This is a genomic window from Paenibacillus lemnae (assembly GCF_012933385.1).
Classification (GTDB): domain Bacteria; phylum Bacillota; class Bacilli; order Paenibacillales; family Paenibacillaceae; genus Paenibacillus_AQ; species Paenibacillus_AQ lemnae.
Genome location: NZ_JABBPN010000002.1, coordinates 191879 through 216110, shown reverse-complemented (window position 1 = coordinate 216110; position 24232 = coordinate 191879). Strand labels below are relative to the sequence as shown.

Below are 24232 nucleotides of genomic sequence, written 5' to 3'. Positions count from 1 at the left end.
GGGATAAGATGAAGACCGGTTATGAATCCATGGCGGGCCGCCTGATGGTGGCCCTGGATTACCCGGATGCCGGGCAGGCATCCGCTCTGGTCCGTCAACTTGAAGGCATTCCGTGTTACATAAAAGTCGGGATGCAGCTGTTTTATGCTGCCGGACCTGATTTTGTAAGAAGCTTGAAGGATAAAGGATACCGTGTGTTTCTGGATGTGAAGATGCACGATATCCCGAATACGGTAAAGGGCGGCTCACACAGCGTCACGGCGCTGGGTGTGGATATGTTTAATGTCCATGCAGCCGGCGGTCTTAAGATGATGGCAGCGGCCAAAGAAGGGGCGGAAGCCGCACTGGCGGAAACCCCGGGTCTTGTCATGCCTGATATTATCGCTGTGACCCAGCTGACGAGCACCAGCCAGCAGATGATGAATGAAGAGATCGGGATTGCCGGATCGGTGAAAGAAAGTGTCATCCATTATGCATCACTGGCTCAACAAGCCGGGCTGCACGGTGTTGTGGCTTCTTCCTTGGAGGTGGAGGCGATAGCAGCGGCCTGTGGCCCTGACTTCAAGACGGTGACGCCAGGTATTCGCCCTGCCGGCAGCGGCTTGGGAGATCAGGCCCGTGTGCTGACGCCTGGACAAGCGATTGCCAGCGGAAGTCATTATCTGGTTGTTGGACGTCCGATTACGGAAGCGAAGGATCCAAGAACCGCAGCGGAACAGATCATTGAGGAGATGATGTTAGCATGAGTACCTTAAATGGAACAGCTGAACAAGTAGCATCCTACTTATTGAAGATCGGGGCGGTAGCGCTTCGTCCGCATGAGCCTTTTACCTGGACTTCAGGCATCAAGTCACCGATCTACTGCGATAATCGGCTGACGATGTCACACCCGGAGGTCCGTGAATTTATTGCGGAATCATTCGCTAGTGTGATTCGTGAGCAGTATCCGGATACCGATGTAATTGCCGGTACAGCTACAGCAGGCATTCCTCATGCTGCATGGGTGTCCCAGAAGCTGAATCTTCCGATGGCTTATATTCGCGATAAGGCGAAGGGGCATGGCAAGGAAAATATGATTGAGGGCCTGATCAAGCCGGGTCAGAAGGTCATCGTGATCGAGGATCTAATCTCTACCGGAGGCAGTTCCATTAAAGCCGCCAAAGCGGTGGAGGCAGCAGGTGCCGAGGTGCAGACTATTCTGGCGATCTTTACGTACCAGCTGGACAAGGCGGCACAAGCTTTTGAAGAAGCGGGCATTCCGCTGCAGAGCTTGTCCAATTACACGGCATTAACACAGGTTGCCGCTCAGCAGGGGATTATTCAAAGTGAAGATCTGGAGCTGCTCCAGTCGTTCCGTGAAAATCCCGCTGCATATGGAGCATCCCAATAAATACAGGCATTCCGAATAAGACCGAAGTCAGGCGGCTGCGACAGCCTCCTTGCTTCGGTTTTTTTGTATGGTTTGGGAAAGAGGAGAAATTATAATTGAAAACAGAGAGATATACTTTCGGTATATAATTAGTAAAATTAAAGTTGACTAAATTCAGATATAACCTCATTATTATACTATAAACAATTATAAAGTATAAAAGGGGTGCCGCGATGCTGGCAGTGGAAGCGCAGGGAATAAGCAAATTATATGGATCAAAGGCTGGTGTACAGGATCTCAGTATGGAGGTGAAGCAGGGAGAGGTGTTCGGCTTTATTGGACCGAACGGAGCAGGAAAGTCTACAACCATTCGAATGATGATGCAGCTGCTGCGTCCTACTGAAGGGAGTCTGCATGTATTGGGAGAAGAACTGAATCGGGAAAAGCCTGAGCTTCGGCGCCGCATCGGCTATCTGCCTTCTGAGATCACACTGTATCCCCAGATGACCGGTAAACAAGCCATTGAGCTTACGGGAAAGGCCTACGGCTTAAAACCACAGCAAACGCCAGCCCTGGAATACGCAGAACGCCTGCAGTGGAATCCGGATCAGAAGATCAAGTCGTATTCTCTTGGCAATCGAAAGAAGCTCGGTATCATTCTTGCTCTGCTGCACCGGCCGGAGCTGCTTATTCTGGATGAACCGACCTCAGGACTGGATCCGCTGATGCAGCGGGAGCTGTTCAACATGCTGCGAGAGCTGAATCAGAGCGAAGGAATGACGGTCTTTTTCTCCACCCATGTGCTGTCTGAGGTCGAGAAGGTGTGTGAGCGTGTCGCGTTTATCAAGGATGGCAGGCTGCTTCGGGTTAACCGGCTGGAAGAATTGTCGCTGGGCGGGACGCACCGGGTTGCAGTCCAGTTTCAATCACCGGGAGATGCCAGGGAGCTCTATAACTTGACGATGCTTGATCCGGCCGTTCAGTTCGACGGTGTTCATCATCATCTGGAAGCGTCAGGAACACAGCTGTCTGCCCTGTTGGTTCGGTTGGCGGAGCTTCCCCTTGCGGATCTGGAGATTCGGCGGCCGACGATCGAGGAGCTGTTCATGAACGACTACCGCGCTGCGGAGAAGGAGGGGGAGACCGTATGAAGACGAACCTGATTTTCCATGAGCTTCGGCAGATTCGACGTGGTTTTTTAACATGCTTAGGGATAACGCTGCTCTTCATACTGCTGCTCCTGGCTAAAGCGGATGCCTTTGTTAATAACCCGGAGATGGAAAGCCTGCTTGCGGGGATGCCGGATGGTCTGCTCCAGACGTTCGGGATTGCCGTGGACAGCTTCAGTACCTTGGAAGGTTATCTGGCATCACAGGTGTTTCCTTATTTGATCGTGATTCTTTCATCCTTTGCAGCAGCTTGGGCTGGCGGCAGTATCGCCAAAGAGAAGGATCGGGGGAGCGGAGAATATTTGTTTTCACTGCCGTACAGCCGGTCTAACATTTTTTGGTCCAAAGCAGCAGCACACTGGATCCTCATGACGCTCGTGTTCACGGCTGGGAGCGGGCTGGTGCTGGTGCTCACCTTTTCCTCCGGACAGTCTGTGGACACTGGAAATATACTAACTATGCTGTTCGCAGGTTATTTGCTCGTGTTATCGTTCATGGGACTGGGCTACATGCTCACATCCTGGGTGTCCTCTGACCGGACTGCAGTGGGAGCGGCGGCTGGTATGGCTGTTGCGGCTTATTTTCTGAATATGCTGTCAGGAAGCAGTGAGTGGATGGAACGGATCTCATACGTGTCGCCCTATCGTCTGTTCGATGCTGCTGAAATCGTGCGAGGCGGTGCATTGACACTGGCCGGCTGTATCGTTACATTAGGTTTGTATGTCGCAGGTTTAGTTACCGGTGTACAGATACTGAAGAGAAGGGATATCAGCTAAAGGATGAGTGTGAAAAAAGAAGCCGTGCTGGCGGCAGGGAAACGATTGTTTCTGGACCAGGGGATTGTGCAGACAAGTATGGAGCAGATCGCTGAAGCGGTGCCGGTATCCAAAATGACAATATACAACTATTTTCAGAGCAAGGAGGGCCTGCTTGATCAGGTCGTGGATGAGATGCTGCAGGAAGTATGGGGGAAATACCGGGACCTTATGGATCGGGCGAAGGATCCGCTGGATGCGCTGAATCTGATGTACCGCGAACAGGACCAAATGTCCCTGCCAATGAGCCAGCCTTTTCTGACAGATCTGGTCAAATTTCCGGATCAGATGAACAAAATGCTGCAGTTTAATCAGGATAAGGTGCTGCCTGAGTTCGAGATGCTTATATTTAAAGGTCAGCAGAAGGGCCAGATCCGCAAAGATATCTCTCCACATCTCCTTGTCGCTTTTCTGACATTCATTAAAGAATATTCTGCGCGCACGAACTGGTACGAAGGCTTGGGAAGTCCGGCTGCTGTCGGGGAGCAGATTATGACCATTTTATACTACGGTATTATTCAGAAGCACGATGGTCCAGGTGTGGAAGAGTCTGAAGTGTCGGAAAAGCCTGAAGCGCCGGATGAACCAGATAGCACGACCTAAAAATAATGGAATTGTTACCAACCCTTTGGGCATAATAATCGCGAAGTGGAGGATCATGACCCGAAGGGATGGATAGGCATGAAGTGGGTGTACTATGGGAAGCTGTATACGACCAAGTTTCAGGCCGGGTGTTTCGCAAAAAGGCTGGAGCAGGATGCCTGGCTGTTCGGGTACGGAGATCCGCAGGCTGTGGAGGTATACCGTTCCCGTAAAGGACGTTTCGGAGTGCGTTACCTCCCTTAAGGTTGCGCACTTCCCAATCCCATAAATTCTGACTTGACTTGTTGGCCCAGTATCATGTATATTAATTATTGTCGCTGTTTGAATATTAATGACGCGGGGTGGAGCAGCTCGGTAGCTCGTCGGGCTCATAACCCGAAGGCCGCAGGTTCAAATCCTGCCCCCGCAACCAATTTATTTTTCCCGGAACAGTGTACTTATAACATGGTATGTGATCAGGGCCCTTAGCTCAGTTGGTTAGAGCGGTCGGCTCATAACCGATTGGTCGGGGGTTCGAGTCCCTCAGGGCCCACTTATTGAAAAACCCTTGCGCTGCAAGGGTTTTTTGCTGTTTAAGGGGGTTGGGGGGGGAGTAGCCCATAATTTTTTACTTCTGATTTTATGATTTAGTGGGTATCTGGCAAATTTAATGCTCAGGGGGAACTTATAAGCTCAGCTGCAACCAGAGCGCAGGCGCCAATCAATAGTAGAACAATTACCATGATAATAACAAACTTCGTGCCATTCATCATTTTCACCTCAAAAAGATTATACCAGACTCCTTACTGGGAGAGGTGTAAAAATGAAGACCATAATCATAATTCAACCCTCAGCGATTTTGATCGCCTTCGAAGAGAGCATTTTGAAACTCGCAACTGGCGCACCCTCCTGAATGTTAGATTTGCTTCTGTTTCATATCAATCATATATATTGTGATAATTAATGGGTATAATTTCATAAGGAGGGATTTTATGAAGTATATTAAGGTGCTATTAATTCTTTTCGTTAGTTTCCTATTTTCTTTATTAGTTGCTTGTGGTGCTGATGATATAAAGCATGAGAAAAGTGAACATTGGGATGTGTCTTTGCAAAGATCAACAGGGTCATTTAGTATTTTCTATAATGGTGATGAAACTCAGATAAAAGACTTGGTATATGAAATAACAGGTACAAATATCGATCAACAAGGAAAAGCATCGGCAGAACAGGAAATTCCTTTTAATCTATCGGGAACGGTTACTGACTCTGATAAAACTAAAGATCCAATTGAATTTAAAATTAGCTGGAATAATAAAATTGAAACTGTAACATTTGAATAAAATTAGCTTCTGTTTGAAAGTGAAATCAGAGGTCCTGGATGACAGACTGAATTAATAGTTCCTTTACTGTCAAAGGTTTCAGATAAGGAGGGTCTTTTGCATGGAAAACACATCTCTAATAAGAAGACGAATTATATTGGATGCTCTTTATTTGTTATTCTGTTTAGCGGGGATAGTGTTAGTTACAATAACCGGACATTACTGGATAACTATAGTTCCTATACTTGCTCTAATACTCGGGATATTTATTCTCAGATATCATCTGAAAGAGTTTAGAAAAGGGTTAGAGTAACATCTAACGAACCAGATATATCACTCCAGCCACGACCAGGAAAAGGGCTCCTGCAATAAAAAACTTGTTGGCTAATTTTTGCTTGAATTGACGATCTTCTTTCGAATCGGAATAATAGTTAGCGCGTTGCTGATCACCGGTTGTCCAGGCTCCGCCTAAAGCACCTCCTATGAAAAGACAAATGGCTGCTAGATATAGAATCCATTTCATCACGTTCTCCTCCTAAACCAATACAAATTAAACAAATAGATGCTGTGCACTCAGAAGGATACAAAGCGTACCAAATATAATAAGAATGATCCCGGCAAGCTTGATAAACCATGTAATATCGTGATCCTGTTCTTTAACTCCCAGACTTCGCATCCACTTAATGTTAGGTTGTTTTATAGCATAGATACCGAAAGAGACAGCTCCCAGCCCGACGATTAATGAGAAGGTAAATAGAATTTGACCATGTCCTTTAAGTAATGTGTAGACACCCGCTAATGCCATTAGTGCTCCCCATAATACTAATATCAAGCCTTTAAGTTTTAGATTTATGATGTCTTTCTCATTTAAATCATCTATGTGATTACGGGAAAACCATCGACTAGGATCAGCATCGGGATGTCGAAATAATAGAAAACCCACGATCATGTGCAATAAACCGAATAAAGGCAAATACAAATCAATCACTCCTTAACTGTAAGGATACGATTGATATGGATGAAGGTTCCAGATTATTACATTAACCGCTTATGTAATATGTGAACCGAGGCACCGGGGGTTAAGGAAGCGTAATGCATAAGAAGCAGCGAGATCTTATGTATGAAATAAAAAAACGGCCTATGTCTGCGACAAATCGCCGCCAGCATACGCCGTTATCTTTTACATCTATACGCGAGTGGTCATTCAGATCAATGAGTGACTTCCAGGTACTTCTGGTTTTCCTTATCTTTATAGGACAGAAGCTGGGATACCGTGACAAAGCGATAGCCTCTTTTTTGAAGCTCCGGCAAAATAATATGAAGCGCCTCAACCGTTTGCTGGCTATCCGCTACAAAATCATGCATAAGCACAATATCGCCGTTATGAGCGTTTTTAAGCACCTTGTTTACGATGGCCTGCACGCCAGGTTTTCGCCAATCCAGGGTATCCTGATGCCACGACCATAACACCATCAGCATCCCTTTGGTTTTACACTGCTGGACAATGGATTCACTGTAGCTTCCTCCAGGAGGGCGGAACAAGACGGGGTGGTAGCCCGTGGCTTTATATATCGCCTGCTGCGTATCCTGCAATTCGGAAGTCAGCTTGTCCCGGCCGATCCTATTGAACATCGGGTGACTGTATGAATGATTGCCGATTTCATGGCCTTCAGACCGTTCTCTCACCACGATCTCCGGATGCTTGTTAACCCGATTGCCGACCACAAAAAAGGTCGCTTTGGCATCATATTGTTTCAGCAAGTCCAGAATCGCTGTAGTTGACCGTGCATCCGGTCCGTCATCAAAGGTCAAGGCAATCACTTTGTCAGAGGTAGGCACCTCCCAAACGATGTCGCCCCGTTCTTCGTAATATTCCCTTCCTTTGCCTGCTGCTGAGGGAGCGGCTTGGGCGGATCCTGCTGCAAGAAGAAGTTGTGAGACAGCAAGTAAAAGTAATAGTTTATTTTTCATGGGCTGTGTATCCTTTTCTGGTCTCTGAATTTTCGGTAATCATCTATGTATCATGTGCAGCAGAGCATAGTTATTATACAAAATTCATGCAGCTTCACGTGTGTATGAATCACTTTGATCATAGCTGGACATCACTATTTACAAACCTGCAATTGCTACTTATAATGAAGCTTATCAAAAGAGCTGAAATGTGCAGACATGCATCCGGCGATTAAAGGGATTTATTCCTTTAATCGCTTTTTTTGTGGGTTCTGCTGGCTATGGAGGAATATTGTATGAAAAAAAGAGGTTTTGACATTTGCATGCTGCTGGTCGGCGCCTTTCTGTTTGCCCTGGCAGTGAACCTGTTTGTGATCCCGAATGATTTTGGTGAGGGCGGCGTTACTGGTATCTCCATCATCCTGTTCTATCTGTTTCAGTGGTCTCCAGCCATTGTCAGTATCATCTTGAACGGAGTGCTGCTGGCAGTAGGCTATCGTCTGCTTGATAAAACCACAACCGTATATACGGTGATTGCCGTCGCAGCGAATTCGTTGTTTCTTCATTTGACTGAGCATTGGAGTATTGATTCGAATGAACCGGTGATTAATGCGATTTTTGCAGGCTTGCTTGCAGGTGTCGGTATCGGTCTCATTATCAGGGTGGGAGGAACCACGGCGGGCACCACCATATTAGCACGGCTTGCGACCAAGTATTGGGACTGGAATGTGAGCTATGCGCTGCTGTTTTTTGATCTCATTGTGGCGGGCATTTCGGTGTTTGTCATCGGGATTGAAAAAGTGATGTTTACCATCGTGATTCTCTATATTGGCACCAAAGCGATGGAGTTTATTATTGAAGGCCTGAATCCTAAAAAAGCGGTCACCATCATTTCCAGCCACCATGATCGTATTGCCGTACGGGTGATGGAGCTGCTGGATCGCGGGGTTACCGTGCTCCGAGGATACGGATATTACACCGGAAAGCCGAAGGATGTGCTTTATATTGTCATCAGCAAGCAAGAAGTTTCCCTGCTAAAGAAAATCGTTCGTGCGGAGGACGCTAACGCCTTTGTCAGCATTCACGATGTACGGGATGTGTTCGGGGAAGGCTTTATCGATATTTCAAAATAGATGCCAATATCTTTAGCATTGACAGTTAGCCGGGGAACATGGTATCATCAATTTTGTCGCCAAGATTGATATCATGCCGGGGTGGCGGAATTGGCAGACGCACAGGACTTAAAATCCTGCGGTAGGTGACTACCGTACGGGTTCGACCCCCGTCCTCGGCATCCATAGCTTTTAAGCGAAAACCCTTGATCTCTAAGGGTTTTTGTTATGTCTGGATACAATTTCACGTAACCAGCTTTTAAAGGTTATCATGAGCCCTTTTTGCTGTTGGGGACGGGTGCTCTCTTTGCTCTTACTTATGAAATTCCCGATACTATTGGATATTTATTTAGACAGAGTTCTTTTAATATTTTATAGATTGAATCTAAAAATTACCTGTTTAACTTTTTAACTGAAGTCAGCGCTTTTATAAATCTCTCCTTTATATGTGTAAAATAAAAACCAATTTATGCGATTACCTTCTGTTTGAATTAATGGTTCAATATGGTATTATACTGGTAATACTTGTATTTGAGGTAGGTTGATTAATGACTATTATTAAAATAACTCCTGAGCAGGTTAATGTAGTCTCCCAACAATTTGATAGATCTAGTAAGTGTATCAGTCAGATGAATAACCAACTAGTGAAGCAAATATCTATTCTTGAATCTTTATGGGATGGGACAACAAAGCAGCGATTCTACTTTGATTTTTATGTTGCTAAGGAGAAGATGGAGCTTTTTGTGTCGTTAGCTTCCTCAATATCTCTTGAGTTAAGTCAAATAGCTACTAAATTTAGAGAGGTTGATCGCCAATCTCTAGGAAATATTGACCTAGCTTGTTTACCACCTCCACCCAATGCTTGTCCAGCTCCTACTATTGATACTAGATCTGGATTTGAAAAGTCTGTTGACAGCTTAGAGGAACTGGGAAGGGGGATAATGGATGCATCAAACGAGAGATATAACAATCGTTACTCTTCAATATGGGGTTTTTTAGATTACTGGACCGCTGGAATACCAAAAGGAGCTTATCAAGGATACACCGAGAGAGCTGACAAGCTTTTCGATTCTCCTAATGATTTTGCTAATGGAATGACATTTGGAGTCCACGGTACAATTAGGGAGTCAATAATCCCTAAAAATGCTTGGTCCCCAGAACATTTTACTAACATGATAGGTGCAGCAGGGCTCGTCACAGGTGGCGTAACAGGATCTTTAATCAAACCGAAAAATGTATTAAGTCTACCAGTAAAATATGAGGGAGTAAGTGATCTTAGGCAGATTTCTTCTGGAGGATTACGTAATGAAATCCCTTTAACTGATGGACAAATAGCTGAGATAGTGGATTTCACAAAAATATTAAATTTTCCAGAAGATAATATAATTGTGTCAAAACCTGGTTTTTATGATGAATGGAACACAGGAATGATGTATGATAGGTTCATTATCAATACAGATGTATTTCCAGCAGAGCAAACAGGAATTGGTACTTTAACAGCTAATTCTCGTGTTACAGGAAGGGCTACTACTGCTCATGAAATTATAGGCCATTATGAATCTTACATGGCGGGGAGAGCATTTGAAATATATAATGTGGATCCAATTACATTTAAAAGAAACTTTGCATTAGACGAAGCACAAGCTAGTATAAGAGCAGCAAGATTCGCACCTGACTTGACTTCAACGGAGAGGATGACATTACTAAGAGATGCTATAACTAGGCTTAAAAACGCTGACTTAAGCATACGTGTTGTTAGGAATGAGCTTTATATCAATGAAAGATAAAGGAGAGTAATTAGTGAATAAAATTATGACTATCAGTTTAGTATTTGAGTCAAAGAATGAGGGGACCATTCTAGTTGGAACAGATAAGCATTTAGACCAGTTAACTCATCCAGAGATTAAAGAATTAATAGGTGAGGAGATTCTTATTAGAGGGCTGGATAATCAAGAAATACCACTTCAAGTAAGTTCAATTCAAATATCAACCTCTATGGCTGACAAAAAGAATGTTGGAATATGTGTGGGTAAGTCCATAGCTCCAAATGATATCGAGGTTGGTTCGATCATTTTGAAAAGTTAAGTGTAAACATTAACATTTATCGAAATGTACGTCTTTCTTTTGGGATAGTAGATCCCGCTTCTCATTGTGACGATTTTCATTCTATTAGCCCCTAACTTTTCTCTCCAACTAATTGTAGTCGTTCCAATAAACGTCTCCGAAAGGAGGCGTTTTTACCTTCCGCAACTCCGCGCAACATATTTCAACTTACCTTCGTCATTGTAGATAAGGAGTTGATCACCATGCGTAATGCTTTAATACTCCTGGTCATTTGCCTGGGAGTTACAATCACATCTTGTACTGTGAGTTCGGATCGTGATAATCACAAAGATATGCTGATTGAAGGCGATTTTCAGTTCATTCAGATATATGCTGATATTAATAAGCAGAATAGCTCCACGAACACAATTCGTGAGAAGCAAACCATTGAACAAATCATAGATAGAATAAACAACTCTAAAAGCGAGAGTGCTGAAGGAATGGCTTACGAAAAAGGCCCAGAGGGCTTGCTTATCTTAAAAGGACCAGACGAATTTACTACAAAAGTTCCATTTTTTAAAGACAGTGGAGATGTTCTGTATAGTGATTATTTAATACATTCAACCCTGCAGGACATCTTGCCAACATCTATACCCATCGAGGAGTGAGCCACAAACTAAAGCTCTTCACCATTGTCTTACTCATAGTTCTAGCAGGATGCTCAGACGACAAAAACATCTTTCACGTCAAAGGTACAATCGAGAAGATCAATCTAGAAGATAAGCAAATTTATGTGGATGGCTTCTGGTTACCTGTGCAGGATATAGACAGTTTTGAGCTGGGAGATGTAGTTGCAGCAGAAGTGAAAAGCCGCGCACCTGGAGATTCATACAACCCGAAACATACGATTATCCACAACATAAATCCCACCAAACCAACCGGCACGCCTATCAAATAGGTAGAAAGCCGGTTTATTTTTTGTGACAAACGTTGTAGAATTTCAGTACATCACATGAAATCCTTTACATATTCATGGGCGAGGAGGCTGCTGTGTTTAACAACGACTGGGATGAAGTCCTGCAGGAAGAACTAAATAAACCTTATTTTAATGATATTCGTATGAAATTGGCTGTGGAATACAAGGAACACACGGTGTATCCGCCTAAGGAAGACATTTTTCGCGCATTGAAACAAACTGCATATCAGGATACCAAGGTGGTGATCCTGGGGCAGGATCCCTATCATGGCCGGGGACAGGCAGAGGGGCTGAGCTTTTCGGTCAGACCCGGTGTCCGCATACCGCCGTCTTTACGCAACATTCATAAAGAGCTGGCTGCTGATGTGCATGTGCCGATACCGAATCACGGATCGCTGATGCATTGGGCGAATCAGGGAGTACTCCTGCTGAATGCGGTGCTTACGGTGAGGGAGAGCCAGCCGAACTCGCATAAGGGTCTCGGATGGGAGACGTTTACGGATGCTGTGATTGAAAAGCTGAATGAACGGACATCCCCGCTGGTATTTATTCTATGGGGCAGCCATGCCCAGAAAAAAGGTGCCTTTGTTGATCGCAGCCGCCATCTGGTGCTGGAATCGACACACCCGAGCCCGTTTGCGGCACATAAAGGATTTTTTGGAAGCCGGCCTTTTTCGAAATCCAACGCTTTTCTGATGGAACATGAAGCAGCGCCTGTGGATTGGAGTATTCCGGACACAGACACGGATACGTAATCAAGCGAGCCAACCGGGAGGTGAGTGACTTGAAGCATTGGGTAGGACGTCATGTGGCTGTTCTTCGCAGGGACAGTGCAGGGACCGTGACGGAAGGAACATTGAAAGCCTGGGATACCGCCCAGGAGAAAATTGTGTTATCGCCGGGAGATATTACGATACCTTTTCATCTGGTCGCGAAGGTGGAGCAGCTGGATCATACTCCTGCGCTGAATGGGATCGGATATCGGGTGAAGCATTCCATGCAATTTGATAATGCTGTCTATTTCCGCTCCAGTGTCATGGTATGGAAAGAGGATACATTAGCTGCATACCAGGGTGTCATGACCGCGCATGATCAGGACACGGTCACACTGTCCACTGGACAGTGTCTGCGAAAGGATGAACACCAGTTTGTCGTGCGTTCGCTCCGCGGCCGTGCATAGGGCGATCAGGTGTAACGCCATCGGCATCTGCAAACACCCAAACCTTAAAAAGCACCTTTGCATACGGACCGTTCAGCAAATTAGCTGATCAGGTTCCATGCAAAGGTGCTTTTTTCATACTGGCCAGAGCCGCTATGCGTTCTCAACCTTTTCAGCAACGAAAAGCTCGTACACCCGTACCACGACGATTTTGATCACCATGTATGCCGGTATAGCCAGCAGCACGCCGAGCATGCCGAAGAAATTGCCGCCCACCAGCAATAAAATGATGGTCGTAAGCGGATGGATATCCAGCTGTTTGCCGTAAATGACAGGGGTCAGAATATTGTCCTGAATTTGCTGAGCGATCACGATGACCACGACAGACCAGATCGCGATGCTGGGCGATTCAATAAACCCGACAATGACGACCGGGATCGTGGCCAGCAGGGCACCGACATAGGGAATGAAGTTGAGCACAAATGAGATCAGGGTCAGCAAGAGCGAATAGGGAAGTCCGATGATCAGGAAACCAATGTAGATTAGAATACTGAGCACTAGATTCAGGATCACCTTGCCGATAATGAAATTGCTTAATGCACCGTCAATTTCTTTCAGCACTTCCTGACCATCGCGGCGGAAACGTCTAGGCAGAATGCCAAGCAGCTTCGGAGGCAGCTTGTCGCTTTCTTTCAGCATATAATACAAAATGATAGGAACCGTGGCGAGAATGATAAACACATTGGATACGACCGTGATCAGGTTGGTCAAGGAGTTGCTGATCCATGTCATCGCCTGGTCAGCAATTTCAGTAGCCCGGGTGTAAATTTCGGATTCCGAAGGCATGAACCGTCCGAAGAAAGAGCTTTGCTGCAGCTGGGTCATCTGTTTCTGCAAATCCTGTACCAGATTAGGAGCGTTCATCACAAAATTTTCAATCTGTTCCTGAAGTGTAGGCCAGATGGTCACCACGAAGATGGCGAACAGGCCCGCAAATACGAAATAAATGAGGAGCACACCCAGAGGGCGCTTGATCTTACGCCGCTCCAGATGGTCTACAATGGGACGAAGCAGGTAAAAGAAAAACCCGGATATCGCCATCGGGACGAGCAGCATATTGAAAATGGAAACCAGGGGTTGAAACAGAAAGCTGATTTTGGTGGTCAAATAAATAATTAACAACAGTGCAATTATGCCGAGGCAGGTGCGAAAATATTTACTCTGCATCATGAGGCATCCCTCCAGGATATGTATTCAACAGATATTCAAGTAAGTAAGTATGTATACATGCTTGTCTGACGTGATAGTTCTCATTAACCAAATCATGAGGTTTAAACACCATGAAGATCATAAAGAGTCTTCATGGTCGAATCGTAACCTGGGTATGAATGGGAACCAGGGAAGCGAGCAGGTTAACATCCTCGTTGTACATTCGAATGCAGCCCCTGGACACCGCACGGCCGATCGAAGCCGGATTGTTAGTTCCGTGAATACCATAATGCGGTTTGGATAGACCCAGCCAATAGGAGCCGTAGGGTCCACCGGGATTGGGCTCTTTATTCACAATGGTATAGTTGCCTGGCGGGGTTTGGGTTGCCATTTTTCCGACAGCAATCGGAAATTCACGCTCCACCTGGTCACCATCCAGAAGATATAATCTGAAATTGGATAAATCCACGATGATTCTGTACTTAGGCATAGGGTTCACTCCTTTCTTTAAGTTATGAGAAAAGAAAGGTTTTGCTTCTAGTTGTCTGAAAATAGGCTTCTTCTTAACAAGCATTACCATCCGATTGACCTTTATTTCAGATGGTTAATACATTTCTATCTATAGAATGGCAGGATGGAGGAATTAAGGATGGCCATATTAATGGTAGGTGTTTTTGATGCGGAAGGTGACCTCCACCGTACGGTGAAACAGTTGGAAGAGGCAGGTATTAATGTCAAGGACATCTCGGTTGTTGGCCGAAAGGTTAAACAATTGAAAAGATTGAGTCAGCAGACCAAGCTGGATGAACCGGAAACGGGTCCTTCTTCCCGGATCGTTATTGGTCTGGTAAGGCAGATGGCGGCAGGTTTAGGCGTATTGTCCGAGCCGGCTGTCGCTACAGGGCCTGCGGCCAAAATTATGGCAGGTGCGGGGGTTGGCGGCCATGATACAGAGTTCAGCCTTACCCGCATCCTGACGATGACAGGCATCCCCGAACAAGAGGCCAGCAAATATGAACAGCAGGTAGAGATGGACCGGACGCTGATACTTATAGCATGTGATCCTTCTCAGCAGAACAGGGTGAGCACGATATTTAAAGACAACGGTATATTGAACGTATGAAACCGCGGAAGATGTTCCATGATTATGGGAACATCTTTTTTTGTGTTCCTTCTTTAACCATTCATCAACAGATGACATTGCGTGTTATGATAGAAGATAGCGTCAATTAAAGTTTCAACCAGAAACCCGGAGGTGGGGACAGATGTCTCCCGTTCATTTTTACCGCAGATATGTCAAAAACAATATGTTCACCAAAATGCTGCTCTTGTTCGTGGTGATCGCAGTGACGACGATTGTCACCCTCTCGTATCTCATGTTCCGGATGCTATCGCAGTCTGTGATTCAGAACGAACTGAGCAGTCAGCGCGAAGCCGTAGAGCGGGTGGAACGATATGTCCATCAGAAATATGTAAGTATCCAGTCTTATGTCAATGATTTATACCGCAGCCCTTCGCTGGGTCAGGACACCTCTTATTTTCTCCTGAATTCTTTTGAAGACTATATAGCCAAACGGATCGACCGCATGGATGCTTATCCGGGTGGAAGCCCAGAAAGTGTCCTGGATTATTTCAAGAAAAGTCTCGAAGATGACCCGGAAATTCAGAACCTGATGCTCTACAGTGCGGAGAAGCAGTATGTTTATGTGTATACCCAGGGGGGAATGACGAAGCTGTTCCAGGCAAATCAATCCCGCTCCTATATACCGGACGTAATGGCACTGGAGACACCAAGCGTTTCGGTTCCGAATGAATGGGTGCGGAAATTGACGGATGATCAGGATACGCCGTTGTACTCGGTGCGGACGCCGATTAATGATATGAGAACGTATAAGAACTTGGGTCAGCTGCTGGTCTATTTCAAATCCCACGGCCTGGACCAGGTGCTTCACAGTGCTGCCCCCGAGATGAAAGGTTATGTGCTCATCCTGAATGCGGATGGTCAGGTGATGTATGATTCTTCCGGCCGATATTATGGAGAGCGTTATCCTTATGCACAAAAGCTGCTGAATTCGGAACAGACCGTCGATCTGGAGCAGGCCTCCTATACGGTCACACTGTCCAACAATCAGGGCGGATTTACCGTCGTCGGTGTTGCGCCAAAAGCTGAGATTGCGGCCGGATACCGAGGGATTCGCAATACGATTATTCTGTTATCAGCGCTTTGTATCATCATTGCGGTCAGCCTGCCCGGTCTGCTGATTGTGAGTTATTCCAAGCGTACCAATAATATTATCCGATTCATGCGCAAGGTGGAGACCGGAGATTTTGTAGCCAGGATTCAGGATCCCAAAGAAGATCAGCTCGGCCAAATCTCCAAAAGCTTTAACGAAATGCTGGATGAGCTCACCCGATACATCGACAAGGTGTATCTTGCGGAGATCAACGAAAAGAAGGCCGAATTATCTTCACTTCAGGCACGTATTAATCCTCATTTTCTATACAATACCCTTGAAGTCATCCGGATGAGGGCACTTTCTCACGGAGCTCGTGATGTCGGTGATATGATCTACAGCCTGTCTGTATTGTTCAAAAATATGGTGCAGCGTAAAGAACATTACACCTTGAAAGACGAATTGGAAGCATGCCGGCTTTATCTGGAACTGTTCCGGATCCGGTATAAAGACAAGTTCATATACAAGATCAATTGGGACCCTGCGCTTAAAGACCTTTCTATGATCAAAATGTCACTGCAGCCGCTGATTGAAAATTATATCGTTCATGGTCTGCGTGCAGATGGTGATGATAATATTATTGATATTACCGTCACACGGGAAGAACAGGATATGTTCATCACCGTTCAGGATAATGGAAAAGGAATGTCACAAGATGTCCTTGAATCTGTGCGCAGGCGGCTTCTTTCCGCAGAGTCTGACAGGGAATCATTTGGTCTTCGCAGTGTCAGCGAACGATTAAGGCTGACCTATGGACCGGAATATGGGATGGGTATTGAGAGCAGCCAGGAACAAGGAACGACGGTGACGCTTAAAATTCCCGTGATAGATGAGGAGTTGAGACAGCATGTATAAGGTTTTTATTGTGGATGATGAACCTTTCATTATTGAAGGTCTCTATGATGCCGTAGACTGGCAGCATTTCGGATTGGAAATCGTCGGTCAGGCCGAGAATGGCAGACAGGCGTTGGACAAGCTGAAGGAGGTGCCTGCGGATCTGCTGATTACAGATATATCGATGCCGGTTATGACAGGACTTGAACTGATTGCGGAAGCGAGAAAGGTACGGCCGGATCTTAAAGTCATCGTGCTCAGCGGCTTTGATGATTTTGCATATTTGAAAGAAGCAATGCGTCTTGGAATCGAAAATTATTTACTCAAACCGATCAATCTGGAGGAGCTGGAGGAAACCCTCTCCGGTACAATCAACAAGCTTAACGCCGTAAAGGCGAGCTATATGCTGGATGAATATGATATGTCCGTACTTAAAAGCAATATCTTGTACCGTTGGCTGACCGGAAAAATACGGGATGAGGAGCTTCAGGAACGGGCGTCTCTGCTCGGGCTCAATCTGGAACAGCCCTTTGTGCTGGTATCTGTCATTCGTGGTCACAGTTCGAAGCTGGAGGCGGTGCTCAGGGAGATGACAGAGGCCGAAGAGCAGGTTTTGTTTTTCATGGATGATGATGGAGATTACGTGGTCATCTTCACGATGGAGGATCCTGATATGGAGAAGCCCCGGGCGATCCGACTGCTGCAGCAGACAAGAGAGCGGTGCTATGATGAGGACATCTCTATTTCTCTGGGAAGCGTACAGGAGATCAGCAGTAAGCGAACAAGGAGCTACCGTCACGCGAAGGAAGCACAGGAATACTTCCTGGTCCTTCAGCAGCCTTCCTATGTCGATTATCTCGATATACAGGAGAGAAAGGAAGAAACGGCCCGGTCCCTCTCCCTGCACTGGCCCGATTATGCGAAAGGGATTGCCAGCCGTGATAAAGAAGCGCTTTTTCTGAAAATCGATAGTGATTTTGATCAGCTGCGGAATACCCCGGGGGTTGTGCCGGGCATACTGCATAGTGCCGCCGTCGAGCTCATTGTCCGTTTCAAAATGGAGTTGAGTGATATTCAGTACAGTGCAGCACCCGATTTTCTAAAAAATACGCTCCATCATATTATGACGGCAGCAACGATCGATGAATTGCTGGATGTGATCAAACAGGCGGTAAGCGATCTGGTCGACGCGCTGAACAGTGATGTGAAGAGTCCGATCATTCAGCAGGTACTGCAGTATATTCACAATGCCTATCATGAAGATCTTTCATTAAAAGTGCTGGGTGCACAATACCATATTCATCCGGTCTATCTCGGACATCTGTTTCATAAAGAGACCGGGGAAACCTTTGCGGAATACATCAACCGGTACCGAATCGATAAAGCCAAGGAACTGCTGAGAACGACGAATCTGAAAGTACAAGACATTTCGAAAAGAGTAGGGTATTGGGAAACCGGTTATTTCTATAAACAATTCAAAAAAAACACGGGTCTGTCACCGAGAGACTTTAGAGGACTGCTCTGAGCTGCACAATCAGAGCAGTTTTTCTTTATTTTCACCATAATAACTTTAATTTATCGCCTATATGAAAATGCTTTCATCCGGTAACCTTAATGGTGCAGCAACAATACGAGAGAGAACAAAGGGAGGACAAACAATGAGTACTTCTAAAAAGAAATGGCTTCTGCCGCTGACCGTGATGCTGTCCGCATCCATGCTGCTTTCTGCATGCGGGGGAAAGAGTAACACTGGAAATGAAAGCGCAGGCAGCGGCGAGAATGCAAGCGCCACCGAGCTGATCTGGTACACCATTGGTGCACCGCAGAAAGATCTGGAGAAGGTGGAAGCTGAGATTAATAAATATACATCCGAGAAAATCGGCGTAACTGTAGATATGAAGATGATCGACTTCGGTGATTATACGCAGAAGATGCAGGTCATGGCTGCTTCCGGTGAGCCGATGGATATCCTCTTCACCAGCTCCTGGGCGTTCGATTACGTTCAAAATGCGAGAAAGGGTGCATTCATGGAACTGGATCAGCTGCTCGAAGATCATGGACAAGGCATCAAGGAAGTACTCGATCCTGCCTTCCTGGAAGGCTCCAAGGTGGATGGACACAATTACGGCATTCCTGCCAACAAGGAGCTTCCTGCCCAAGAGGTATGGCGCTTTAACAAGAGCCTGCTTGAAAAACATAATTTGAGTATTGACGGCTTGAAAACGCTCGAGGATATGGAGCCGCTTCTGAAAACGATTAAGGAAAATGATCCAAATGTTGTTCCATTCGCGATCGGCAAGGACTACGGACCGCAGAACCTGCTGCCATATGACTACATCATCGAGAAGCTGCCCATGGCTGTCAGCCTGGAGAACGATGAACTGAAAGTCGTGAACATCCTGGAGCAGCCGGAAATGATGGACGCGCTGAAGACGATGAACAAATTCTATAAAGCGGGATATATATCCCCTGAGGCGGCAACGACCACTTCAACACAAGATCTCTTCACATCCGGCAACTGGTTCATGGACCGTGCGGCAACCCAGCCGTATGCGGACAATTCCTGGAGCCAGAGCTACGGTTACCCTGTTGTATCGACACCTGCCAATGAACCAACCGTGTTTAACTGGTCCGTAATGGGATCGATGCAGGCAATCTCCGCCAATTCCGAGCATCCGGAAGAGGCTATGAAATTCCTGAATCTGCTGAACACCGACGCTGCGCTTCGCAACCTGGTTGACTCCGGTATCGAAGGCGTGCATTACAAGAAACTGAGCGAGAATGTTGCGGAAAATCTTCCGGAATCTAAAAATTATGATATGCCGACATTTGCCTTGGGCAATGTGATGCTGACGTATCTGAATCCGCAGGATCCGGAGAACAAGTGGGAAGAGTTCAAGAAGTTTAATGAAGCTGGGACGCCAAGTCCGCTGCTCGGATTCAACTTCGATCCTTCCAATGTATCTTCCGAGCTGGCTGCACTGAACAATGTGAAAGAAGAGTTCTGGTCCCCGCTGATGACAGGTACCGTGAACCCGGAGGAATTTATTCCGAAAGCCAATGAGCGATTGAAAGCCGCAGGACTTGACAAAATCATCGCTGAAGCCCAAAAACAAATCGATGAATGGAAAACAAGTAAGTAAATGTTCAAACCAAGAATGAGAGGGGCGGCGGTTATGTAACCGCGCCTCTTATTCATGAAGAGGAGGAGTCAAGCATGGGAGCGATTGGTCGCTTTTTGAAAAACATCATGACGAACAGGGCAATGCTGCTTATGGTTTTGCCTGGAGCTATCTGGTTTCTCTTTTTCTCATACCTGCCCATGTTCGGTACGATCATTGCTTTTAAAGAATACCGGTTCAGCCGGGACGGATTTCTGGCAAGTATATTCAACAGTGAATGGGTAGGATTTGATAATTTTAAATTCCTGTTCAGTACGAACGATGCCTATATCATCACGAGAAACACGGTGTTGTACAATTTTGTCTTCATTATCCTGGGTCTAGTGTTATCAGTGGCCCTTGCGATTATTTTATCTGAAATCGTGAATAAACGACTGGCGAAAGTGTACCAGACCGGCATGTTTCTACCGTATTTTCTATCCTGGGTTATCGTAGGTTATTTTGTCTTCAGTTTTCTTAGCTTTGACAAGGGTATGATGAATCAGATTCTGGGATGGTTTGGAGCCGAGCCTGTTCAATGGTATTCGGAAGCAAAATATTGGCCGGTCATTCTGACACTGGTCAGTCTGTGGAAAGGGATCGGATACAGCAGTGTCGTTTATCTCGCTGCTATTATGGGGATCGACAAATCGCTGTATGAAGCAGCCATGATCGACGGTGCGAACAAGTGGCAGCAGATCAAGGCGATTACGATTCCAATGCTCAAGCCGCTGATGACGATCCTGACCCTGCTTGCGATCGGCAAAATCTTCTATGCCGATTTCGGTCTGTTCTATCAAGTGCCGAGAGATTCTGGAACCTTGTATTCGGTCACTAATGTTATCGATACGTATGTATACCGTGGTCTGAAAACAACAGGTGAAATCGGTATGACAACAGCTGCCGGCCTGTATCAATCCGTGGTCGGATTCATTCTAGTCATGACATCCAACTATATTGTTCGCAAATATGACAAGGACAATGCCTTGTTCTAGGCAAGACAGTACAAGTATACTTCAAAGGAGGTTCGCGTCGTGGCAAAAAGCAATGCAAAATCTCAAGATTTCCATCAGCTTTCCAAAGGCTGGAATATTGGGGCAAACCTGATCGCCGGTATTTTTGCCTTTCTGTGTGTATTCCCATTTTTGTTTGTGCTTATTATTTCGTTTACGGATGAAAAATCACTGGCAACGAACGGCTACCAGATCATCCCGGAGAAGTGGAGTCTGGAAGCATACCGGTATGTGTTTCAAACCGGAGATACCCTGCTGCGATCGTATGGTGTCACGATCTTTGTTACGGTTGTGGGCACGATCATCAGCTTGTGTGTCATAGCACTCTATGCTTACGCCGTTTCGAGAAAGAGCTTCAGATATCGTAATTTCTTCTCTTTCTTCGCCTTCTTCACGATGCTGTTTAACGGTGGTCTTGTCCCTACCTATATTGTGGCAACCCAGGTTCTTCATTTGAAGGACTCAATCTGGGCATTGATTTGGCCGCTGGCGGTGAATGCATTTTATATTATGATTCTCCGCACGTTTTACAGTACGAGTGTGCCGGATGCCATTCTGGAGTCTGGTAAAATCGACGGAGCCAGTGAATTTAAAATTTTTTACAAGCTGGTCCTGCCCTTATCCCTTCCGGGATTGGCTACCATCGGCTTGTTCAGCACATTAGGGTATTGGAATGACTGGTTTAATGCTCTGCTCTACATCGACAACCCGGACCTTGTTCCACTGCAATCGATGCTCATGCGGATTGAAACCAGCATGCAGTTCATCCTGCAGAACTCTCAAAATTCTTCACTCAGCATGAGTGCCCTGCAGTCTCTGCCGCAGGATACATCCAGGATGGCTATGGTCGTATTGGCTACGGGGCCGATTGTGCTCGCGTATCCGTTCTTCCAGCGGTATTTCATCCAAGGCCTGACGATTGGTGCGGTGAAAGAGTAACGATGATCCAGATGGACGGAGGATATGACAATGACTTACAAAGATGCTGGCAAAACGGCCGCTGAAAGAGCAGAACATCTGCTCAGCTTGATGACACTTGAAGAAAAAATCGGCCAGATGGTGCAGCCATTCGGATGGCAAACCTATGAAAATCATAATGGAAACATTGCGTTGACAGAAGATTTTAAAGAGAAGGTGAAAAAAGGCGGAGTGGGGTCTCTATACGGGACCCTGCGTGCAGATCCGTGGACCGGTGTGACGCTGGAAAACGGCCTTTCTCCCAAAGAAGGTGCTGAAGCTGTCAACAGCATTCAAAAATATGTGCTTGAAAACTCCAGATTAGGCATTCCGATCCTGATCGGAGAAGAATGCTCGCACGGACATATGGCGATCGGAGGCACGGTGTTTCCGGTTCCAATCTCACTTGGAAGCACGTGGAACGTCGACTTGTATCGTGACATGTGCAGAGCGGTTGCGCTTGAGACCCGCAGTCAGGGAGGAGCAGCTACGTATTCGCCGGTACTTGATGTTGTCCGGGATCCCCGGTGGGGACGTACGGAGGAATGCTTTGGCGAGGATCCTTATATGATCAGCGAACTGGCTATGGCTTCTGTGGAAGGGCTGCAGGGGGAAAAACTGGACAGCAGCAGTGTAGCGGCTACGTTAAAGCATTTTGCAGGATACGGCGGCTCCGAAGGCGGCCGAAATGCAGGTCCCGTACATATGGGACGGCGGGAGCTGCTGGAAGTGGATCTCATGCCGTTCCGCAAAGCAGTAGAAGCAGGTGCAGCGTCGATTATGCCGGCCTATAATGAAATTGACGGCATCCCGTGTACATCGAACAAAGAGCTGCTGGATGACATTCTCCGCAAGGAGTGGGGATTTGATGGTATGGTCATTACCGACTGCGGCGCTATTAATATGCTGGCCTACGGTCATGATACGGCTGAAGACGGATTGGAAGCGGCAGTTCAGGCCATTTCTGCAGGCATTGATATGGAAATGTCCGGAGAAATGTTTGGTAAATATTTGGCACAAGCTGTGGAGAGCGGCAAGCTCGACATGGGGATCGTGGATCGTGCGGTACTGCGGGTACTGAAGCTGAAGTTCCAGCTTGGACTGTTCGACAATCCGTATGTTGACCCGGCTATCGCAGAAGCAGTGATCGGAAGCAAGGAGCATGTGTCATTGGCGCGCCAGCTGGCTGCTGAAGGTATCGTGCTGCTGAAGAATGAAAACAATCTGCTGCCGCTGTCACAGGCTTCAAGCGGAACTATCGCCGTGATCGGACCCAATGCAGATACCGGCTATAATCAGCTGGGGGATTATACATCACCACAGCCTTCCGACAGTGTCGTTACGGTGTTGAAAGGCATCCAGCACAAGCTGAAGGCAGAGCCGGAACGGGTCCTGTATGCACCAGGATGCCGGGTGAAGGATGACTCACGGGAAGGCTTTGAGTTTGCGCTGTCCTGTGCCGAGAAAGCCGATACGGTTGTCATGGTGCTTGGAGGTTCGAGCGCAAGAGACTTCGGAGAAGGCTCCATCGATCTCAGAACAGGAGCTTCCAAAGTTACAGAGAACGAAACCAGTGATATGGACTGCGGAGAGGGAATTGACCGCATGACCTTACAGCTGTCGGGTGTTCAGCTGGAACTCCTTCAGGAAATTCATAAGCTGGGCAAACCGGTGATCGTGGTTTATATCAATGGCCGCCCGATTGCCGAGCCATGGATCGATGAGCATGTCCCTGCCATTCTGGAAGCCTGGTATCCAGGTCAAGAGGGAGGACACGCCGTTGCTGACATTTTGTTCGGTGATGTTAACCCTTCCGGGCGCTTGACGATTTCTATCCCTAAGCATGTGGGACAGCTTCCTGTGTACTATTACGGCAAGCGTTCACGCGGCAAACGTTATCTGGAAGACAATTCGGAGCCTCGTTATCCGTTCGGCTACGGACTTAGCTATACGGACTTCAGCTACAGTGATATCCAGGTCTCCAAGAACGTGATCTCCAGGGATGAACAGACCGTGGTCCGTGTCAAAGTCGCCAATACAGGAACACGTGCCGGTCACGAGGTTGTTCAAATGTACATTTCGGATACAGCCAGTCAGTACACCAGACCATTAAAGCAGCTTAAAGGCTTCTGTAAGATTCACTTAGAGGCAGGTGAGTCCCGGGAAGTTACATTCACAGTCGGACCGGAGGAACTCAGTTACATCGGTGAAAATCATCAGCGGGTGGTTGAACCGGGACGGTTCCAGATTCTGATCGGCAGACATGTGAACGACACGATTTCAGCAGAGCTGAACGTGAGGGAAGACTAGCTTTTGCGCAGAATACCTTT

At 46.6% G+C, this 24232-nt stretch carries 26 protein-coding genes and 3 tRNA genes; 24 read left to right on the top strand and 5 right to left on the bottom strand.

The genetic code is table 11. The features are described from left to right. The first annotated feature begins 8 nt into the window (after positions 1–8). The 9 genes from pyrF to HII30_RS02940 all read left to right on the top strand — a co-directional run bounded on the left by pyrF (position 9) and on the right by HII30_RS02940 (position 5275). Positions 9–746 (top strand): orotidine-5'-phosphate decarboxylase, encoded by a 738-nt coding sequence (gene pyrF / locus HII30_RS02980; RefSeq protein WP_169503444.1) that lies wholly within the window; start codon positions 9–11, stop codon positions 744–746. Beyond that, a complete protein-coding gene (pyrE, locus tag HII30_RS02975) occupies positions 743–1390 on the top strand; it encodes an orotate phosphoribosyltransferase (protein WP_169503443.1) in 648 nt (215 codons plus the stop codon). Before pyrF ends, pyrE begins: the two co-directional genes overlap by 4 nt. A gap of 212 nt (positions 1391–1602) precedes the next feature. Next, a complete protein-coding gene (locus HII30_RS02970; protein ID WP_169503442.1) occupies positions 1603–2520 on the top strand; it encodes an ABC transporter ATP-binding protein in 918 nt (305 codons plus the stop codon). Further along, on the top strand, positions 2517–3314 hold the full coding sequence (locus HII30_RS02965; RefSeq protein WP_169503441.1) for an ABC transporter permease: 798 nt from the start codon (positions 2517–2519) through the stop codon (positions 3312–3314). The genes HII30_RS02970 and HII30_RS02965 overlap by 4 nt, the downstream gene beginning before the upstream one ends. 3 nt (positions 3315–3317) lie before the next feature. Further along, positions 3318–3956: a TetR/AcrR family transcriptional regulator gene (locus HII30_RS02960; RefSeq protein ID WP_169503440.1), complete on the top strand. Its 639-nt coding sequence runs from the start codon at positions 3318–3320 to the stop codon at positions 3954–3956. A gap of 78 nt (positions 3957–4034) precedes the next feature. Beyond that, positions 4035–4199 (top strand): hypothetical protein, encoded by a 165-nt coding sequence (locus HII30_RS02955; RefSeq protein ID WP_169503439.1) that lies wholly within the window; start codon positions 4035–4037, stop codon positions 4197–4199. A gap of 92 nt (positions 4200–4291) precedes the next feature. Next, a tRNA-Met gene (locus HII30_RS02950) sits at positions 4292–4368 on the top strand. 46 nt (positions 4369–4414) lie between these two features. After that, positions 4415–4488: transfer RNA gene (locus HII30_RS02945), tRNA-Ile, on the top strand. 439 nt (positions 4489–4927) lie between these two features. Then, positions 4928–5275, top strand: a complete 348-nt coding sequence (locus HII30_RS02940; RefSeq protein WP_169503438.1) for a hypothetical protein — start codon at positions 4928–4930, stop codon at positions 5273–5275. Positions 5276–5570: 295 nt separating this feature from the next. Here the strand turns inward: HII30_RS02940 and HII30_RS02935 are convergent, their stop codons facing one another. The 3 genes from HII30_RS02935 to HII30_RS02925 form a co-directional block, all read right to left on the bottom strand. Next, positions 5571–5777 carry a DUF5316 family protein gene (locus HII30_RS02935; protein WP_169503437.1) on the bottom strand — a complete coding sequence of 69 codons (207 nt, stop codon included), beginning with the start codon at positions 5775–5777 and terminating at the stop codon, positions 5571–5573. Between the two features lie 27 nt (positions 5778–5804). Beyond that, complete coding sequence (locus HII30_RS02930) at positions 5805–6233, bottom strand: hypothetical protein (protein ID WP_169503436.1); 429 nt, start codon at positions 6231–6233, stop codon at positions 5805–5807. A gap of 230 nt (positions 6234–6463) precedes the next feature. Then, positions 6464–7225, bottom strand: coding sequence for a polysaccharide deacetylase family protein (locus HII30_RS02925; RefSeq protein ID WP_169503435.1), 762 nt, complete (start codon positions 7223–7225; stop codon positions 6464–6466). Positions 7226–7500: 275 nt separating this feature from the next. Between HII30_RS02925 and HII30_RS02920 the strand changes: the two genes are divergently transcribed. From HII30_RS02920 to HII30_RS02885, 8 genes are all read left to right on the top strand, one after another. Continuing rightward, the gene (locus HII30_RS02920) at positions 7501–8337 is read left to right on the top strand and encodes a YitT family protein (protein ID WP_169503434.1); all 837 of its coding nucleotides are present in this window, start codon (positions 7501–7503) and stop codon (positions 8335–8337) included. Positions 8338–8412: 75 nt separating this feature from the next. Then, a tRNA-Leu gene (locus HII30_RS02915) sits at positions 8413–8498 on the top strand. A 366-nt stretch (positions 8499–8864) separates the two neighbouring features. Next, complete coding sequence (locus tag HII30_RS02910) at positions 8865–10103, top strand: WXG100 family type VII secretion target (RefSeq protein WP_169503433.1); 1239 nt, start codon at positions 8865–8867, stop codon at positions 10101–10103. Positions 10104–10116: 13 nt separating this feature from the next. Further along, complete coding sequence (locus HII30_RS02905; RefSeq protein ID WP_169503432.1) at positions 10117–10401, top strand: hypothetical protein; 285 nt, start codon at positions 10117–10119, stop codon at positions 10399–10401. A gap of 221 nt (positions 10402–10622) precedes the next feature. Next, on the top strand, positions 10623–11027 hold the full coding sequence (locus HII30_RS02900; RefSeq protein WP_169503431.1) for a hypothetical protein: 405 nt from the start codon (positions 10623–10625) through the stop codon (positions 11025–11027). Continuing rightward, positions 11024–11317 (top strand): hypothetical protein, encoded by a 294-nt coding sequence (locus tag HII30_RS02895; RefSeq protein WP_169503430.1) that lies wholly within the window; start codon positions 11024–11026, stop codon positions 11315–11317. The genes HII30_RS02900 and HII30_RS02895 overlap by 4 nt, the downstream gene beginning before the upstream one ends. 92 nt (positions 11318–11409) lie before the next feature. Continuing rightward, the gene (locus HII30_RS02890; protein WP_169503429.1) at positions 11410–12090 is read left to right on the top strand and encodes a uracil-DNA glycosylase; all 681 of its coding nucleotides are present in this window, start codon (positions 11410–11412) and stop codon (positions 12088–12090) included. A gap of 29 nt (positions 12091–12119) precedes the next feature. Continuing rightward, positions 12120–12515, top strand: coding sequence for a hypothetical protein (locus HII30_RS02885; RefSeq protein WP_169503428.1), 396 nt, complete (start codon positions 12120–12122; stop codon positions 12513–12515). Between the two features lie 132 nt (positions 12516–12647). Here HII30_RS02885 and HII30_RS02880 read toward each other — a convergent pair whose 3' ends face one another. Next, on the bottom strand, positions 12648–13724 hold the full coding sequence (locus HII30_RS02880) for an AI-2E family transporter (protein WP_169503427.1): 1077 nt from the start codon (positions 13722–13724) through the stop codon (positions 12648–12650). Between the two features lie 130 nt (positions 13725–13854). Then, complete coding sequence (locus HII30_RS02875; protein ID WP_169503426.1) at positions 13855–14193, bottom strand: L,D-transpeptidase; 339 nt, start codon at positions 14191–14193, stop codon at positions 13855–13857. Between the two features lie 159 nt (positions 14194–14352). On the opposite strand from HII30_RS02875, the gene HII30_RS02870 reads away from it, so the two are divergent. The 7 genes from HII30_RS02870 (at position 14353) to HII30_RS02840 (ending at position 24212) form a co-directional block, all read left to right on the top strand. After that, positions 14353–14826: a general stress protein gene (locus HII30_RS02870; RefSeq protein WP_169503425.1), complete on the top strand. Its 474-nt coding sequence runs from the start codon at positions 14353–14355 to the stop codon at positions 14824–14826. A 142-nt stretch (positions 14827–14968) separates the two neighbouring features. Continuing rightward, positions 14969–16792 (top strand): cache domain-containing sensor histidine kinase, encoded by a 1824-nt coding sequence (locus HII30_RS02865; RefSeq protein ID WP_169503424.1) that lies wholly within the window; start codon positions 14969–14971, stop codon positions 16790–16792. Then, positions 16785–18296, top strand: coding sequence for a response regulator transcription factor (locus HII30_RS02860; protein WP_169503423.1), 1512 nt, complete (start codon positions 16785–16787; stop codon positions 18294–18296). Before HII30_RS02865 ends, HII30_RS02860 begins: the two co-directional genes overlap by 8 nt. A gap of 133 nt (positions 18297–18429) precedes the next feature. Further along, a complete protein-coding gene (locus HII30_RS02855) occupies positions 18430–19914 on the top strand; it encodes an ABC transporter substrate-binding protein (protein WP_169503422.1) in 1485 nt (494 codons plus the stop codon). A gap of 74 nt (positions 19915–19988) precedes the next feature. Then, entirely contained in the window at positions 19989–20927 is a 939-nt protein-coding gene (locus HII30_RS02850; protein ID WP_169503421.1) for an ABC transporter permease, read from the top strand. Positions 20928–20966: 39 nt separating this feature from the next. Then, a complete protein-coding gene (locus HII30_RS02845; protein WP_169503420.1) occupies positions 20967–21884 on the top strand; it encodes an ABC transporter permease subunit in 918 nt (305 codons plus the stop codon). Positions 21885–21914: 30 nt separating this feature from the next. Beyond that, a complete protein-coding gene (locus HII30_RS02840) occupies positions 21915–24212 on the top strand; it encodes a glycoside hydrolase family 3 N-terminal domain-containing protein (protein ID WP_169503419.1) in 2298 nt (765 codons plus the stop codon). Positions 24213–24232: the final 20 nt, after the last annotated feature.